The sequence below is a fragment of the Croceicoccus sp. Ery15 genome (assembly GCF_020985305.1).
In the GTDB taxonomy this organism is placed as follows: Bacteria; Pseudomonadota; Alphaproteobacteria; order Sphingomonadales; family Sphingomonadaceae; genus Croceicoccus.
On sequence record NZ_CP087588.1, the window covers coordinates 2,422,474 to 2,438,037 of the forward strand.

A 15,564-nucleotide genomic window follows, 5' to 3' on the forward strand; every position below is an offset into this window, starting at 1 on the left:
CAGATGAGAAGTGAACTCAACATCGCAGGCAATAGCGGGACCGAACTGCCCATGAATGCTTTCGTCGTCGCAAGTCCGGCCCATATCGCACGTCTCGACGGGGCGGTCGGGGGCAACCGGGCAAGCAAGCTCAACACGATCGCACTCGATGCAGGTCAACCCGTTCCGAACAATGTGATGGACCAGGCCGAGATGCTGGTGCTGGAAATCGATCCCAACAGCGAAGCCTCGCTGTTGCGGATGGAGCAGGTGCGCCGCGAACGGCCCAATCTGCCGCTGCTAGCCGCTGTCGAGAACGCCGATCTGCGCCTTGTGCGCGCATTATTACGTCAGGGCGTGGCCGATGTGGTCGCTCTGCCGTTCGATTTCGACGAATTATTCGCGCAGGTCATCGACGCTGCTGCCACCAATAGCCATTCGGCGGGCATGGACCGGCTCGCGCCGATGGCGACCATGGTCCATGCCGTCGGCGGCATGGGGGCGACCACCATTCTGACCCATCTTGCATCGGCGATTGCCGATGACGGCGCGTGTGGTTCGCGCGTCTGCCTGATCGACCTCGACCTGCAATTTGGCGAGGTGGCGACGCAAATGGGTCTTACCCCGCAGAACAGCGTTTTGGACCTGCTGGAAGCGGGCGAACGGCTGGATGGCGACCTGATCCGCGATACTGCGGTGAAGACGAAATACGGCCATTACATCGTCGCGGCGCCCGCCCAGATCACGCCGCTGGAAGACGTGGACGTCGACCGCCTGCTGCGTATGCTCACGCTGGCGCGGCGCGAATATGATTATGTGCTGCTCGACTTGCCGGTGAACTGGACCAACTGGTCGCTGTCCGCCGCGCTGGCCTGCACCGATATGCTGGTGCTGACCGATCAGAGCATCACCGGCCTGCGCCAGACCAAGCGCTGTCTTGAGCTGTTCGACATGATGGATGTGCCGCGCGACAATATGCGGCTGATCGTCAACCGGGCCGAGAAGAAGATGTTCCAGTCGATCGGCGTGCACGAAGTGTCGGACACGCTGCACCGCAATGTCGCCGCGACAATCGCGAAGGACAAGGCCGGACTCGATTCCGCGCAAGATCAGGGGATCCTGCTGGGTGAGATCAATAAGAAGGCGCCCTTCCTAAAGGATGTCGCCAAGCTGGCAGAGATGCTGTGCCAGCGTCATGGGGGTGAAGACTGATGAAATGGTCGGTCAAGCGCGCGGAGCAATCCGTCCAGCCCGAGGGCGTGGTGTCGATGGCGGCGCTGCAAACGCTGGATGGCGAGCAGGACGAGTCGAAAAAGCGGGCGCTCGACCTCAAGGTTTCTATCCACCGGGCCTTGCTCGACAAGATCAACTTGTCCGCGCTGGAACAAATGCCGCGCGAGCAGATCCGGACCGAGATTTCCGAGATCATCGGCGAAATCCTGATGCAGCGGCAAGAGCCGCTCAACCGCACCGAACGCACCGCTCTGGTCGAGGATGTGCTCGACGAATTGCTCGGCCTCGGCCCGTTGGAGCCGTTGCTGCAGGATGATTCGATTACCGATATTCTGGTGAACGGGCCCGAAATCGTTTTCGTGGAACGCAACGGCCTGTTGGAGCGAGCGCCGACCGAGTTCCAGAATGACAAGCATCTGATGCGCATCATTCAGAAGATCGTCAGCGCGGTGGGCCGCCGCATCGACGAATCCTCGCCCTTCGTCGACGCGCGTCTGGCCGACGGTTCGCGCGTAAACGCCATCGTTTCGCCGCTGGCAGTCGACGGATCGCTGCTGTCCATTCGTAAATTCGCCAAAAAGCGTATCGGTATCGACCGGCTGATCGAACTGGGATCGGTGCCCGAACCGATGGCTCATGTGATGCGCGCTGTGGTCGCATCGCGCCGCAACGTGCTGATCTCGGGCGGTACGGGTTCGGGCAAGACGACGCTGCTGAACGCCATGAGTTCTTATATCGATCCGCGCGAACGCATCGTCACGATCGAGGACTCGGCCGAACTTCAGCTGCAGCAGGAACATGTCGCCCGCCTCGAAACGCGCCCCGCCAATGTCGAGGGCAAGGGCGAGGTGACCCAGCGCGAACTGGTCAAGAACGCGCTGCGCATGCGCCCCGACCGGATCATTGTGGGCGAGGTTCGCGCCGGTGAAGCGTTCGACATGTTGCAGGCGATGAACACCGGCCACGACGGGTCGATGACCACGGTGCACGCCAATACGCCGCGCGATGCGCTGTCGCGTCTGGAACAGATGATCGGGATGAGCGGGATCGACATGCCGCCACGCTCGGCGCGCGCGCAGATTGCATCGGCCATCAATGTCGTGGTGCAGGTCGGCCGTCTTGCCGACGGTCGCCGCCGCGTGCTCAGCCTGTCAGAACTGACCGGCATGGAGGGTGAGACGATCACCATGCAGGAAATCTATCGCTACAAGATCACGGGCCGCGACGAGAATAACAATGTCATCGGCAAGTTCGAGGCGACGGGCATCCGGCCCAAGTTCCATGCCGATGCGCTGTCGGCGGGCATTAATCTTCAGCCCGAACTGTTCCGCCCCGACTTCGAGATGGGCTCATGATCGAGACACTTCTCAAGGCGCTGACGCTGCTGGCGATTTTCGGCACGGTCTTTCTGATCGTGCAACTTGGCCTGAATTACAGCTGGTCGAAAACAGCCCATAGCCGCGCGGTCAACAAGCGGCTGGCGATGATCCGCGAAGGCACCAGCCGCGACGAGATTCTGGCGCGGTTGCGCAAGAACACGCCGCAGGACCATGCCAATCTGCCGCCTGTTTTCGCGCATATGCTGCAAAAGCTGGAGCGCACCATGCTGGCGGCGCAGGTCGGCTTTACCCCGCCGCAGATGATCATGGTGATGGGGGCGGCCTTTGTTGTTCTATCGGCGTTGTTGATGCTGCTGATCGGCGGGGCGGGTTTCCGCTTTACGGCGGGCACGATCCTGCTGTCGATCGTGCTGGCGGCATCGGCTTCATTCGTGCTGCCGGTCATGGTGCTGTCGATGATAGCGACCAAGCGGCGCAAGCGTGTCGAAGAACAGTTTCCCATCGCGCTCGACGTGTTCGTCCGCGCCTTGCGGGCGGGGCATCCGATCGCCGCCGCGCTGGAATTGCTGACCGAGGAAATGGAAGACCCCATCGGCAGCGAATTCGGTTTGGTCGCTGACGAAGTCGCCTATGGCGCAGAGCTGACCGACGCGCTGACCGCCATGGCCGAACGCTGGGACCTTGACGATATACGCATGTTCGTTGTCTCGCTTTCGGTACAGAACGAAACCGGCGGTAATCTTGCCGAAATCCTTCAGAACCTGTCGGAAGTGATCCGCGCCCGTGCCAGCCTGTATATGAAGGTTCGTGCGCTCAGTTCCGAAGGACGCATGACGGGCTGGATGCTGACCATCCTGCCGGTTGCAGCCTTTATCGGCCTGTTCATGGTGAACCCCGAATTCTATCTGTCGGTGGCAGAGGACCGGATGTTCATCATCGGCTTTATCGTGCTGATGGTGATGTATGTTTCCGGGTTCCTGTGGATCCGCAAGATCATCGATCTGAAGGTCTGACGCCATGATTGATTTCATCCTCGCCAACCAGACCGCGCGCATCGCCACGCTTGTTGGTCTGTTCGCGATTGTCGCCGCGCTGGTGTATCTGGCGCTTGGCGCATTCTCGCGTCGGTCGCAGATCCGTGCGGGGCTGCAAACTTTGGGCACCGACCGGCGCGAGGCGCAAACGGCGGCAAGCCTGCGCGAATCAAACAATAATTCGGCGTGGAGCAATCTGGCCGACATGGTCGAGCGCACGGGCCTCAGCCTGGCCGATACGAAGAGCGAGCGCTTGCGCGACAAGCTGATCGAGGCGGGTTACACCCATCCGGCAGCACCGCGGATCTTTACGCTGACGCGGCTGGTGCTGCCTTTCGTGCTGGTGGTCGGCTTTGTGCTGATCGTCTATTCACGGCCCGAACCTCCGGGCTTTTTCACGGTTTATTTCTTTGGCGCGATTTTGGGCTTTCTGGGCCTGTATCTGCCTAATATCTATGTGCAGGCCAAGGCCGACCGGCGGCGCGAGCAAATCGTGAACGGTTTCCCCGATTGCCTCGACCTGCTGCTCGTCTGCGTAGAGGCTGGGCTGGGGATCGAGGCAGGCATGGACCGTGTGGGACGCGAGATGGTTCAGTCTCACCCGCTGGTATCGCAGTTGCTGTCAGTGGCCGTGCTGCGGCTGCGCGCCGGGGCCAGCCGCGAGGAAGCGTTCCGCAAGATGGCCGATATGGCCGGCGTGGACGAAATCCGCTCCTTCACCACGCTGCTGGTGCAATCGGACAAGCTGGGGACGAGCATTTCGTCCACCCTGCGCGTCTATGCCAGCGAAATGCGTGAAAAACGCCGGATGCGCGCCGAGGAAAAGGCGCATCGCATTCCGGTCCTGATTTCCGTGCCGCTTGTGGTATGCATGCTGCCGACGATGATCGGCGTGCTGATGCTGCCCGCGAGCATTCGTGTCGTGCGCGACATTTTCCCGCTGATGAACGGGTAAGGATAGGGGGGAATCCTAAGATGCTGAAAACCAACACCAGAAAGGCCATGACCGCAACGGGGATTGTCGCCGCTGCGCTGGCGCTGTCGGGCTGTCAGGCGATTTTCGGGCCGTCGACCGCGTCTCGCGGCGATCCGCAGAATGTGGATATGGGCGATTATTTCGAAGGCCGCCTCGCGGTCGGGCGCTACTACCTTGAAAAGGGGCTGACGACGCAGGCGATCACCGCTTTCCGGCAGGCGTCCTATGATCCGCGCTTTGCGGGCGAAGCCTTTAACGGCATGGCCATCGCCTATGACCAGCTGGGTCGCACCGATCTGGCGCATCGCTATTTCAACCAGGCCGTGGCTGCAGCGCCGAACGACGACCGCTTTTCGCGCAATCTTGCGCGGCTGGAAAACCGCACACCGGTGATGCCCGATGCGATGCCGCAGGTTCAGCAGGTCGAAATGGCGCAAATGGCGCTGCCCGAACTGCCCGCCATCGCGGCAGAGCCCGAGCTTGAGAAGCGGGGCGCGATCACAATCGGCGCAAAGCCCGCCACCGGCATTGCCGTTGCAGGCAAGCCTGCCAGCGATGCGGTGCGCGTGTCGCGCAGCGAAGTTCGCGTTGCATCCGCCGCTGCGCCGGTCAAAGCCGCACCTCCGGTCCGTACCGCCGTTCGCGCAGAATCCGTCAGTGAAAGCCGGGCGGTGATCGCGCGTGCAAGGCGCAGCGCGGCGGCCCGTCGCGGCTATCCGATCCGCCTCGTCTTCAACGATAATCAGGCATCGCTGTCTGCACAGGACTGATAGATCGTGTCATTTCTGCCGGCCGCCTATCTGGCGGTGTTCTGCCTGCTCGCCCTTGCGGGGGCATGGACCGATCTTCGCAAACAGATCATACCCAATGGCCTGAACCTTGCCGTTCTGGTCGTCGGGCTGGTCGCCGTGCCGGTGATGTTCGGCTGGATGGGTCTGGCATGGGGACTGGCGCATTTCGCGGCGGCGCTTGTGGTCGGCATCGGCCTGTTCGCCATTGGCGCATGGGGCGGCGGCGATGCGAAGTTCTTCGCCGTCTGCGCCTTGTGGATTCCGATCCAGCACAGTGTTGCCTATCTGGTCGGACTGGGCATTGCGGGGCTGCTGCTGATTGTCGCATGGCTGGTCTGGGCAAAGCTGAGCGGCAAGGCCGTTTCGCGCAAGAGCCCGCTGCCCTATGGCGTGGCAATTGCACTGGGCGGCATTTTCGCGGTCGTCTCGGTCCCGGCGCTGGGATTCTGGCCCGGCTAACCTCCGCGTTCGCAACTGTTGCAGGGGACAGCGCACAGGAAGGGAACGGGGTAAACGCCTGCGGATTTGATCCCCGATGACCCTTCCGCCCCGTCCTTCGAACCGAAACGGCAAGTCACGCGGACAGCGCATGGCGGTGATCGCGCTGGTGGCGTTGATACATCTGGGCGCGATTTATGCCTTGCTGCGCGCATTCGACATCGATGTGCTGCCGCAATCGGCCCGTTCGATCATGGCCTTCGATGTCGGCGCGCCCCAACCTCCGCCTCCGCCTCCGCCTCCGCCCCCTGAACCCGATCCCGAGCCTGAGGGTGCCAGCGCACCGCCCGCCCCCAGAGCAGAGCCGGCGCCCAAGGCCGCGCCGCCACCCAAGCAGGTGATCAAGCCTGATCCGCCCTTGCCTGTCGCTCCGGCCGAGGGAACCGAAAGACGCTCGGGCGCGGCAGATGCAGGCAGCGGATCGGGCGGCGGCGGCACCGGTTTCGGAACGGGCAGCGGTGGATCGGGCAGCGGCATGGGAGGCATTGTCGCCCGCCGCGCGGTCAAGATCGCGGGCGATATTGTCGATGCGCGCGATTATCCGCGAAGTGGCAGCAAGGCACGATCGGGCACGTCGGTCACCGTTTATTACACCGTGGGCATCGATGGCATCCCACGCAATTGCCGGATCGCCAGACCCAGCGGCGATCCGGAAGCGGATCGCATAACATGTCGCCTGATCGAACAAAGATTTCGTTACAGACCTGCCACCGATCGAAATGGCAATCCTGTCCCCGATACTACCGGATGGCGGCAGTCTTTCTTTCTGGGTACTTAGCTTGCTGCGCCTGCGAAATCTGGTTCTACTCCTCTATGGTTGCTTTGTCGGGCGGGTAAAGCGGGTTACGATGCGCCCAGTCGCCCGATTCTTGCGGCAGTTTTGCAAGTGCGAAGGAACCGGAAGCAGGTTGGGCGCATTGGGGGGAATATCGCCTCAACGCCGGGGACTACGCAGCAATGGGAAACGGGACTACGAAGGATTTACCACCGCGCCAGCCGGGCCAGGGGCTGCGAACACCCGATAAGGGTGGCAGCGAAGTCATTCGTCTCTTTTCCGATCCCGCCGCGCAGACCGCGCGCCGCCGCGTTGCCCTGATCGGCACCTATGTTCCCCGCAAATGCGGCATCGCCACATTTACCGGCGATATTGTCGAACAGGCAGCGCTCTATCATCCTGATGTGACCTTCGATGTCTATGCGATGGCCGATCCGGCAAGGCCCGTCGATCACGGAGCCATTGCGGGCGAAATTCTGCAGGATGAGCGCGCCGACTACGCCCGCATGGCGCGCCGGATCAACGATTCGGGTGTCGATGCGGTCTGGCTGCAGCACGAATATGGCATTTTCGGCGGCGATTGCGGCGAGATGGTGCTCGATCTGGTCGATCGCGTGGCCGCGCCGCTGATTGTGACGCTGCACACGGTGCTGGCCGATCCCTCGCCGCGCCAGCGCGCCATACTGGAGCGGCTGATCGATCGTGCCTCGCAAGTAATGGTCATGGCCCGCCATTCGCGCGATTTGCTGATGCAGATGTATAATGTGGGCGACGCCCGCATCACTGTCATCGAACACGGCGCGCCCGACCGTCCGTTCGGACGGCAAGACTTGTTCAAGCAGGCGCTGGGCATCGAAAACCGCAAGGTGATGATGAGCTTCGGGCTGATCGGGCCCGGCAAGGGGCTGGAGCATGTGATCGAGGCGATGCCAGCCATCACGGCGCGCCATCCCGATTTCCTCTATCGCATAGTCGGCGCGACCCACCCCAATCTGGTGGCAGAGCAGGGTGAAGCCTATCGCGAAAGGCTTAAAGCTTTGGCCGACGATCTGGGCGTGGCAGACCATATCGAATGGGTCGACCGCTTTGTCGAGACGGAAGAGTTGCTCGACCAGCTGGAGGCGAGCGATATCTATGTCACTGCCTATCCCAATCTTCAGCAATCGACATCGGGCACGCTCAGCTATGCGGTTGCGCTGGGTAAGGCCGTGATTTCAACGCCCTATCTGCATGCCGCCGAATTGCTGGCGGACGGCGTGGGCGAGCTGATCGAGCCATGTTCAAGCGGTGCGATCGCGGATGCGGTGAATCGCTTGCTGGACGATCCGGCGGAGCTGGAAGCGCTGCAACGCCGGGCCTATGCCCGCGGGCGGGAGACGATCTGGCCACGCTATGCCGATGGGGTGGTGCGCATGATCGATCATGTCGCTGCCGACGCGCCGCGCCGCCCGATGATCGAACTGGCGACTTGCGATTTACGGACCCCGGGTTTGTCGGGGTTTGTTGCGATGTGCGACGATACCGGCATGGTCCAGCACGCCATCGGACAAGTGCCCGACCGTCGGCATGGCTATTGCCTTGACGATAATGCCCGCGCACTGATGTTGGTGAGCGAGGCGGAGGCGATGGACGCGCCGACCGCGGATCGCCTTGGCGCGACATTCGCCGCCTTTATCAACCATGCATGGAACCCCGAAGCGCAGCGGTTCCGTAACTTCATGCATTACGACCGCAGCTGGGGCGAGGAATGCGGCTCTGACGATGCCAATGGTCGCGCGCTCTGGGCGCTGGGCCATACCGCCTTGCGCGGGCGGAGCGAGGATTTGCGCTGGTGGGCACGCGGTCTGTTCGATGAAGTGCTGGCGATGATGGACGCGATCGAATCGCCGCGCGCCATCGCCTTTGCCACGCTTGGCGCGGCTTGCCGGATCGAAGGCGAACCGGATCACGCGGGCGCACTTTCGTTACTGAACCGCAGCGGCGAATTCCTTCACCGGCTGCTGGCCGAATCGCGCCGCCCCGATTGGGGCTGGTTCGAAACCGTGCTCGGCTATGACAATCCACGCCTGTCGCAGGCGTTGATAGAGGCGGGCCGCATCACCGGCCATGGCGAATGGGTGCTGGCCGGGCTGTCCAGCCTGCGCTGGATTTCGACGATGCAGCTTTCCGCCAGCGGCCAGTTCCGCCCCGTCGGGTCGGACAGCTTTACCCATCCGCACGAAGCGCTGCCCTTCGATCAGCAACCGTTGGAAGCGCAAGCCGCAGTCGAAGCGGCGGCCAGCGCCTATCGCGCCGATCCGTCGCAGCGCTGGATCGACCATGCGCAAACAGCCTATCGCTGGTTTTTCGGCCATAACGATCGCGGCGCCGTGCTGGCCGATCTGGCCAGCGGACAATGCCGCGACGGGATCACCCCGCGCGGCCCCAACCGCAATTGCGGCGCGGAATCGATTTTGGCGTTTCAGCTTGCGCATTACGGCGTGGTAGCGCTGACACGTTCGCAATCGGACGAGTCGGAGTCGCCCGAATCCGAAGCGGACGACCAGTCAATGGCGTTTCACGCGGGAGAGATCCTTGAGAAAAGGCGATTATCCGAAAAGCCCGCTGCGAATTTCTGACAGCAGGCTCTTTGCCGACCATTCACGCGTAGTTCTTCGACCGTTTCATCTGGGCTGGCAGGCCCGCACCGCCGATGGCAATCGCGCCATGCGGCTGGTCGAGGATATCGCCAGCCTGTCGGAAGAAGCGGCCGCGGCGGAATATGCGCATGTCTGCCACGATTTTCTGGAACGGCACTGGCAAACGGAACAGATGTTCCTGGAACGCTATGCCGAGGTAGAGGAGACGCTGGAGCTTGATCCGGCGGCCTATTCCGATCTGCGCAAAAAGCTGATCGGCAGCTATTTCTGCCATGAATATACCTATGCCGCCGCGGCGCTGATGAACCCGTCGATCGTGCCGCATCCCGACCAGAGCGGGATGAGCGCCGATTCCTGCCGTTTCGTGATGAGCCTTCGCGCAGTGGGCGAGGGGCACATCAGCTCGGTCGCGTTTCGCGAAGGCATTATGGAGGCGGACGGATCGTTTCGCCTGTGGCCGCAATCCAGCTTTGCCACTGCCGCCAACTCCGCCGATTGCTCGACCGAAGGCGATTGCGCGGTCGAGGTGCATCGCCATCCGGACAGCAGCCTGTCGAACACGGTGATCTTTCCCATTACCGAACAGCAGGCGGGCGGGCTGGAGGATTTGCGGTTGGTGCGCTTCGACCACGGTCCCGATGAAAACGGTGCGTCGGATTTTGAATGGATCGGCACCTATACCGCCTATTCGGGCCACTCGATCCGGTCCGAGCTGATGCGCACGCGCGACTTTCGTACCTTCACGTTGGAGCCGATTCTGGGCACAGCGGGGCGTAACAAGGGCATGGCCCTGTTCCCGAACAAGATCGGTGGCCGCTATGCGATGGTCGGTCGGCAGGATGGCAAGAACCTGTTCCTGTTATTCTCCGACGATCTGGTGAACTGGGATGATGAGGGGGTCATGCTTATGGGCCCGAAATATCCTTGGGAATTCATCCAGATAGGCAATTGCGGCAGCCCCATCCTTACCGACGAAGGATGGCTGCTCTTTACCCATGGGGTGGGGGCCATGCGCAAATATTCGCTGGGCTGTGCCCTGCTGGACCGTGACGACCCGTCGAAGGTGCTGGCGCGCAGTCCCGCGCCGGTGCTGGCGGCGGAGGATGACGACCGGTCGGGCTATGTGCCCAATGTGGTATATACTTGCGGGGCCTTGAAATTGGGCGGCAGTCTGTTGATTCCATATGGTATCTCGGACAGCGCGGTCGGCTTTGCCAGCTGCTCTGTAAACGAACTACTGGCGATGATGGAGTGAAGCCCCGCAATGGCAAAGATGGTTCCGGTCGTGCTGTGCGGCGGCAGCGGTACGCGGCTTTGGCCGCGTTCGCGTAAAAGCTTTCCCAAACCCTTTCTGCCGCTGATCGGCGACAATACGTTGTTCGAGGGCACGCTGGCCCGCTGCGCCGATGCCGACAGTTTCGGACCGCCCATCGTGGTCACGGGCGAGGGGCATCTGGCGCATGTCGATGCGCAGCTGGGCGATTCCCCCGGTGCCGGCGTGATCGTGGAGCCGATGGCCCGCAATACCGCAGCCGCCATCGCCATGGCCGCCTGCCGCCTGCCGCCTGAAACCGTAATGCTGGTCTGCCCGTCGGACCACCATATCGCCGACACCGCCGCCTTTTCGCAGGCAGCGAAGCGCGCGGCGGATCTGGCCGATGAAGGATGGCTGGTCGCGTTCGGCATTACCGCGACATCGCCCGAAACGGGCTATGGCTATATCAAGCGGGGCGAGCCCATCGGGGACGGAGCCTACAAGGTCGAGCGTTTCGTGGAGAAGCCCGATCGGGAACGGGCACAGCAGTTCCTGGCCGACGGCGGGTATAGCTGGAACGGCGGGCTGTTCGCCTTTCGCGCCGACCGCTTTATGGAAGAGCTGGAAGCCCACCGTCCCGCCATCGCGGCCGCAGCGCGCAAGGCGGCAGAGGCAGGCCATGTCGAGGGTCGTCGTTTTCACCCCGATGCAGAGGCATTTGCCGCCATCGAATCCGAATCGGTCGATTATGCGGTGATGGAAAACACCAGTCGCGCCGCCATGGTCCCCGCCAGCATGGGCTGGTCCGATATCGGCAGCTGGACCAGCCTGCGCGATGCACTGATCCGCGACGGTTCGGGCAACACGGTCAATGGCCGTGCGGAACTGGTCGATTGCAACAATGTCTACGTCGAAAGTGATGGTCCGCGCGTATCCGTAATTGGACTGGACGATGTGGTTGTCGTGGTGGATGGTGACGAAGTGCTGGTGACCACCGCCGCCGGCGCGCAAAAGGTCGGCAAGCTGGAAGGCGCGGCCAAGCAATGATCCGGGCATCGGGCAAGTGATGTCGGCGGCCATGATCGAGGTTGGGGCGATGACGATCCTGCCCACGCGCGAAGTCGAAAAGGTCTGGGGCCGCGATGTGCTTCCGGCACCGTTCGCGGCACCTGCGGGCAAGCGTATTGGCGAGGTATGGTTCGAACCGCCCGCCGAACTGGACGAATTGCTCGTCAAATATATCTTCACGTCGGAAAAGCTGTCGATCCAGACCCATCCGGACGACGATCAGGCCGAAGCTGTAGGCAAGGGGCGTCAGGGCAAGTCGGAATGCTGGTATGTGATCGACGCCGATCCCGGCGCGACACTGGGCGTGGGGTTTGCCGACAATATTGATGCCGATGCGATGCGTACCGCCGCGCTGGATGGCTCGATAGAGGATATGCTGGTCTGGCACGAGGTGAAGGCTGGCGATTTCTTTTATATTCCGGCCAATACGGTGCATGCCATCGGCGCGGGCGTCAGCCTGATCGAGGTGCAGCAGAATTCGGACATTACCTACCGGCTGTACGATTATGGCCGTCCGCGCGAATTGCATCTGGACAAGGGGATGGCCGTGGCCAAGGGCGCCCCGCACGATCCGTCGCTGCGTTTTCATGTGCCCGATCGCGGCACGATGAGGCTGGTCGACGGGCCGTTTTTCCTGCTCGACCGGCTCGACGGGCTGCCCGATGCCGGTATCGTCGCCGATTATCCCGGTGCCTTGCTGGTCATCCCGCGCGACGGGCCGGTTCGGATCGGGACGGATATGGTCGAACCAGGGCAATGCGCGCTGGCGCAAAGCATTGAGGATGTGGGCTTTCCACCCGCAGGCCGTTGCCTGATCGCCCGCGCAGTCTGAATCGCATCACCGGCGCTGATCGCGTCTTGCACCCGCGCCGCGCCGGATTACATTTGCGGCCATGATCGCGCAGACCATTCAACTCGCCCTTGCGCCCGTGTTCGTGCTGGTCGCGATCGGGAACATACTGAACCTGCTGGCAGGCCGCCTTGGCCGCGTGGTCGATCGCGCCCGCGTGCTGCAGGTGAAATATAAGGAAACCCAGGGGGCCGAGCATGACGAGGTCGTGCGCGAGATCAGGTCGGTGGATCAGCGCATTGCCATGATCAATCGCGCCATGCTGTTGCTGGTGGTCTCGGCGCTGATGATCGGGCTGACCGTGCTGTCGATCTTTCTGACGACCTATTACTGGGCGGATCTGGGCTGGCTGGACGGGCTGTTCTTCCTGCTTGCGCTCAGCCTGCTGATGGTCGCGCTGGTCACATTCCTGTCCGAAGCACGGCTGGCATCCAGCACCTTGCGCATTCCTTCCGAATTGCTCGAAAGGCACCGTAAGCTTTAGCGGCACGCGTCAGCTCAACAGCTTGCGGCCCTTGTCTTCCAGCGCGCCGCTGATCATCGGTTCGACAAAGGACAGGCCGGGCGGCAGGTCGATTTCAAACACGACTTGCGCGTCTTCCACATCGACATGGCCGGTCAGTTCCTGACCCATGGCGCGGATCACCATCATCATCCGGTCCTCGCCCGACCATGACGTTTCGATCTGCGCCAGCCCGCCGGGGATGAAACCGGCCATATCGTCGCGCCGCGTGTCGAGACGGCGGCGCACTTCGGCACGGTCGAGCGAATGGGGAACGGCGACGCGCATATCGGGGGCTGTCCTCGGGTCTCAGCTTTTGCTGCGCGATGGCAGCGGGCTCTTGTCGAAATTCAGCGGCACACCGCTGTCGCCGTCAGCTTCGGGCAGGGCCGTATCGCTGGCAGAGGGCGGGGGCAGCGCGGTATCGGGGGGCGAGATTTCTCCCAGCGGCATATCCGGCCCGCCATAGCGGTAATCGAGGTAGCGGCTGCGGGTCGCAAGCTCGTCCAGCGCGCCCTCGGCCAGCTGGCGGGTGACGACATCGATCTCGCCGCTGATCCGCTGAAGCCCGTCGACCAGTTGCCGGTCGGGCGTGCCGCCCGCCCGCGCCTCGGCCCGCAAATGGGCGGGGATCGCGGTATAGCTGGCCACCATTTGCGGCAGATGTTCGCCCACTAGCTTGCGCACTTCGACAGCGGCGGGGGTGTTTTCGTCCAGCCCCGTCAGTTGCACGCCCAGCCCGTCGAGCTGGCTGCCGATCTGTTCGACCAGATTGACCGCGGGTGCGGGCAGGGCCGGGCGCTGCGATTCCAGCCATAATTCGGTGCGGGCGACCGTCTGTTTCAGATTGCCGCGGGTCAGCTCCTCCCGCTTGGGCACTTTTATCCGCGGATAGCGCAGGAAGAAGAACGCCGCGACGATCATGAGCAGGACGGTGACGAACAACCCTTCGAACCCAAGCGCCGAGACGAACAGGCCAAAGCCCATCGACGCGATCACGATGGCCGCCAGCGCCATGGCCAGCCGCAGCAGCTTGCCGGTCAGATGCTCGCGCTTGATTCTGGCCGAACCCTTGCCGATCGACCCGCTGCCCGCACGCCGTCCGCCCGCGCGCTGATGCGTCAGGCTGGACTTGGCCGAGGCCATGATCCGGTCGGAATCGTGCGTGCTGTCGGCCATCCGTGCCTCAGCCCTCGATGCTCAGCAGATCGGACTGCTGGATTTCGGCAGCGGCGCGATTGGCGCCCTCTGCCCGCGCGATATAGCCGCGCGACTTCTCCACCTCGTCAGACAGCGTGTTGACGGTCTGCTTCATCGAATCGAGCGCCTTCACCTTGAAATTGTCGATCGTGTCCATCGTGTCATAGATGTTCTGGAACGCGCGTTGCAGCGTTTCCAGCGGGATCGTGCTGGATGCGGCCTGTTCGTGGATCGTGCCCGTCTGCTGTTTCAGCAGCGTGCTGGTCGAATCGATGATTCCCGCCGTGGTGGTATTGAGCGCGGTGATCTGCCCCAGCACCAGTTTCTGGTTCGTCATCGCCTGTGCCACGGTGACTGCGGTGCGCAGCGCGGAAACGGTGGTGGTGCTGGCGCGATCGACGCCCTTTACCAGCTCGACATTGTTCTTCTTGACCAGATCCAGCGCGAGATAGCCTTGCACCGACACGGCCATTTGCGTCAGCAGGTCCTGCGTGCGCTGGCGCGTATAGAACAGCGCGGTTTCGCGGATCGCCTTGGCCTTGGCAGGGTCGGAAACGTCCAGCTCGTTCGCCGCATTCTCAAGCTCGCGGTCCAGCGCCTTGGAAATGTGGATCATCTGTTCCAGATTGCCCATCGCTTCCCACAATTTGGCGCGTTCGGTGTCGATGGCGGCATTGTCCATCAACAGCTCGTCCTTGCCGCTGGCAAGACGCGTCAGGATCGACTGGATATGCGTTTGCGCGCTGGAATAGCTGTCGAAATAGTTCTTCAACTTGTTGCCGAAGGGGATGATGCCCAGAATCTTGCGCGGGCCCGACAGCTTGCCCTGACGTCCGGGGTCCAGTTCCTCGACCGTGCGGCGCAATTCTGCCAGATCGGCGCCAACGCCCGTATCCTGATCCATGGCGCGGACCGGACGGTCGAGAAAGCGGTTCGACTGGCCCGCCGCCGCGACGATTTCCTTGCGGCCCATATTGGTCAACTGGTCGACCTTCTTGCCGAATTCGGGCGAATTGGCGTCGGCGGCGATCAGATCCTCGACAAAGCTTTCGACCTTGGATTCAAGCTTCGACTTCACCTCTTCGCTGACGGGGACGAGGCCCGCCGCCTTTTCGGGCTTTACCTCGGGCACGGGGCTGGGCGCTTCCAGCGTCAGCTCGGTCTCGGTCGCAGTCGCGGTGGGTACGGTCTGGTCGGCCATCGTGTTCCTGATCTCTTGCCGGGGACGTCCCCGTTAGGATTGGTGTATTAGCAATATAAGACAGTCGTTTCAAGAATGCCTGCCGCCGGTCATTCGGGGCATGCCATTCTGGCAGGGGACTGTGACGGGCAAAGGAATGCGACAAACCATGGCTGTTCGCAACCGCATCCGCGCATATTGCGCAATTCGCACGCTGCGCTAGATTTGCGGGCAAGAGCCCATG

General features: G+C 62.4%; 15 protein-coding genes. 12 read left to right on the forward strand and 3 right to left on the reverse strand.

Annotated elements, in window-relative coordinates; genetic code table 11:
• Positions 1-3: 3 nt before the first annotated feature.
• The 12 genes from LOZ77_RS11825 to LOZ77_RS11880 all read left to right on the forward strand — a co-directional run bounded on the left by LOZ77_RS11825 (position 4) and on the right by LOZ77_RS11880 (position 12,922).
• Positions 4-1,191 (forward strand): AAA family ATPase, encoded by a 1,188-nt coding sequence (locus LOZ77_RS11825; RefSeq protein ID WP_230279281.1) that lies wholly within the window; start codon positions 4-6, stop codon positions 1,189-1,191.
• A 56-nt stretch (positions 1,192-1,247) separates the two neighbouring features.
• A complete protein-coding gene (locus LOZ77_RS11830; RefSeq protein WP_370638082.1) occupies positions 1,248-2,567 on the forward strand; it encodes a CpaF family protein in 1,320 nt (439 codons plus the stop codon).
• Positions 2,564-3,565, forward strand: coding sequence for a type II secretion system F family protein (locus LOZ77_RS11835; RefSeq protein ID WP_230279283.1), 1,002 nt, complete (start codon positions 2,564-2,566; stop codon positions 3,563-3,565). The genes LOZ77_RS11830 and LOZ77_RS11835 overlap by 4 nt, the downstream gene beginning before the upstream one ends.
• A 4-nt stretch (positions 3,566-3,569) precedes the next feature.
• The gene (locus tag LOZ77_RS11840) at positions 3,570-4,541 is read left to right on the forward strand and encodes a type II secretion system F family protein (protein WP_230279284.1); all 972 of its coding nucleotides are present in this window, start codon (positions 3,570-3,572) and stop codon (positions 4,539-4,541) included.
• 20 nt (positions 4,542-4,561) lie between these two features.
• Positions 4,562-5,332, forward strand: coding sequence for a tetratricopeptide repeat protein (locus tag LOZ77_RS11845; RefSeq protein ID WP_230279285.1), 771 nt, complete (start codon positions 4,562-4,564; stop codon positions 5,330-5,332).
• Between the two features lie 6 nt (positions 5,333-5,338).
• Positions 5,339-5,812 (forward strand): prepilin peptidase, encoded by a 474-nt coding sequence (locus LOZ77_RS11850; RefSeq protein WP_230279286.1) that lies wholly within the window; start codon positions 5,339-5,341, stop codon positions 5,810-5,812.
• 76 nt (positions 5,813-5,888) lie between these two features.
• Entirely contained in the window at positions 5,889-6,629 is a 741-nt protein-coding gene (locus LOZ77_RS11855; RefSeq protein ID WP_230279287.1) for an energy transducer TonB, read from the forward strand.
• 179 nt (positions 6,630-6,808) lie between these two features.
• On the forward strand, positions 6,809-9,244 hold the full coding sequence (locus LOZ77_RS11860) for a glycosyltransferase family 4 protein (RefSeq protein ID WP_230279288.1): 2,436 nt from the start codon (positions 6,809-6,811) through the stop codon (positions 9,242-9,244).
• Positions 9,201-10,520: a glycoside hydrolase family 130 protein gene (locus LOZ77_RS11865; RefSeq protein ID WP_230279289.1), complete on the forward strand. Its 1,320-nt coding sequence runs from the start codon at positions 9,201-9,203 to the stop codon at positions 10,518-10,520. The genes LOZ77_RS11860 and LOZ77_RS11865 overlap by 44 nt, the downstream gene beginning before the upstream one ends.
• 9 nt (positions 10,521-10,529) lie before the next feature.
• Positions 10,530-11,567 carry a mannose-1-phosphate guanylyltransferase gene (locus LOZ77_RS11870; protein WP_230279290.1) on the forward strand — a complete coding sequence of 346 codons (1,038 nt, stop codon included), beginning with the start codon at positions 10,530-10,532 and terminating at the stop codon, positions 11,565-11,567.
• 31 nt (positions 11,568-11,598) lie between these two features.
• The gene (locus LOZ77_RS11875) at positions 11,599-12,420 is read left to right on the forward strand and encodes a class I mannose-6-phosphate isomerase (RefSeq protein ID WP_370638004.1); all 822 of its coding nucleotides are present in this window, start codon (positions 11,599-11,601) and stop codon (positions 12,418-12,420) included.
• Between the two features lie 61 nt (positions 12,421-12,481).
• Complete coding sequence (locus LOZ77_RS11880) at positions 12,482-12,922, forward strand: DUF2721 domain-containing protein (protein ID WP_230279291.1); 441 nt, start codon at positions 12,482-12,484, stop codon at positions 12,920-12,922.
• Between the two features lie 9 nt (positions 12,923-12,931).
• Here LOZ77_RS11880 and LOZ77_RS11885 read toward each other — a convergent pair whose 3' ends face one another.
• The 3 genes from LOZ77_RS11885 to LOZ77_RS11895 are packed head-to-tail and all read right to left on the reverse strand — an operon-like array spanning position 12,932 to position 15,341.
• Positions 12,932-13,228 carry a polyhydroxyalkanoic acid system family protein gene (locus LOZ77_RS11885; RefSeq protein ID WP_230279292.1) on the reverse strand — a complete coding sequence of 99 codons (297 nt, stop codon included), beginning with the start codon at positions 13,226-13,228 and terminating at the stop codon, positions 12,932-12,934.
• Between the two features lie 21 nt (positions 13,229-13,249).
• Positions 13,250-14,119, reverse strand: coding sequence for a hypothetical protein (locus tag LOZ77_RS11890; protein ID WP_230279293.1), 870 nt, complete (start codon positions 14,117-14,119; stop codon positions 13,250-13,252).
• Between the two features lie 7 nt (positions 14,120-14,126).
• The gene (locus LOZ77_RS11895; protein ID WP_230279294.1) at positions 14,127-15,341 is read right to left on the reverse strand and encodes a toxic anion resistance protein; all 1,215 of its coding nucleotides are present in this window, start codon (positions 15,339-15,341) and stop codon (positions 14,127-14,129) included.
• Between the last annotated feature and the right edge of the window lie 223 nt (positions 15,342-15,564).

Bases quoted from the DNA above. Each gene is read 5' to 3' on its own strand.
- LOZ77_RS11880 (WP_230279291.1), top strand. From the start codon at position 12,482: ATGATCGCGCAGACCATTCAACTCGCCCTTGCGCCCGTGTTCGTGCTG.
- LOZ77_RS11840 (WP_230279284.1), top strand. From the start codon at position 3,570: ATGATTGATTTCATCCTCGCCAACCAGACCGCGCGCATCGCCACGCTT.
- LOZ77_RS11885 (WP_230279292.1), bottom strand. From the start codon at position 13,228: ATGCGCGTCGCCGTTCCCCATTCGCTCGACCGTGCCGAAGTGCGCCGC.
- LOZ77_RS11835 (WP_230279283.1), top strand. From the start codon at position 2,564: ATGATCGAGACACTTCTCAAGGCGCTGACGCTGCTGGCGATTTTCGGC.
- LOZ77_RS11870 (WP_230279290.1), top strand. From the start codon at position 10,530: ATGGCAAAGATGGTTCCGGTCGTGCTGTGCGGCGGCAGCGGTACGCGG.
- LOZ77_RS11825 (WP_230279281.1), top strand. From the start codon at position 4: ATGAGAAGTGAACTCAACATCGCAGGCAATAGCGGGACCGAACTGCCC.
- LOZ77_RS11855 (WP_230279287.1), top strand. From the start codon at position 5,889: ATGACCCTTCCGCCCCGTCCTTCGAACCGAAACGGCAAGTCACGCGGA.
- LOZ77_RS11830 (WP_370638082.1), top strand. From the start codon at position 1,248: ATGGCGGCGCTGCAAACGCTGGATGGCGAGCAGGACGAGTCGAAAAAG.
- LOZ77_RS11860 (WP_230279288.1), top strand. From the start codon at position 6,809: ATGGGAAACGGGACTACGAAGGATTTACCACCGCGCCAGCCGGGCCAG.
- LOZ77_RS11895 (WP_230279294.1), bottom strand. From the start codon at position 15,341: ATGGCCGACCAGACCGTACCCACCGCGACTGCGACCGAGACCGAGCTG.
- LOZ77_RS11875 (WP_370638004.1), top strand. From the start codon at position 11,599: ATGATCGAGGTTGGGGCGATGACGATCCTGCCCACGCGCGAAGTCGAA.
- LOZ77_RS11890 (WP_230279293.1), bottom strand. From the start codon at position 14,119: ATGGCCGACAGCACGCACGATTCCGACCGGATCATGGCCTCGGCCAAG.
- LOZ77_RS11845 (WP_230279285.1), top strand. From the start codon at position 4,562: ATGCTGAAAACCAACACCAGAAAGGCCATGACCGCAACGGGGATTGTC.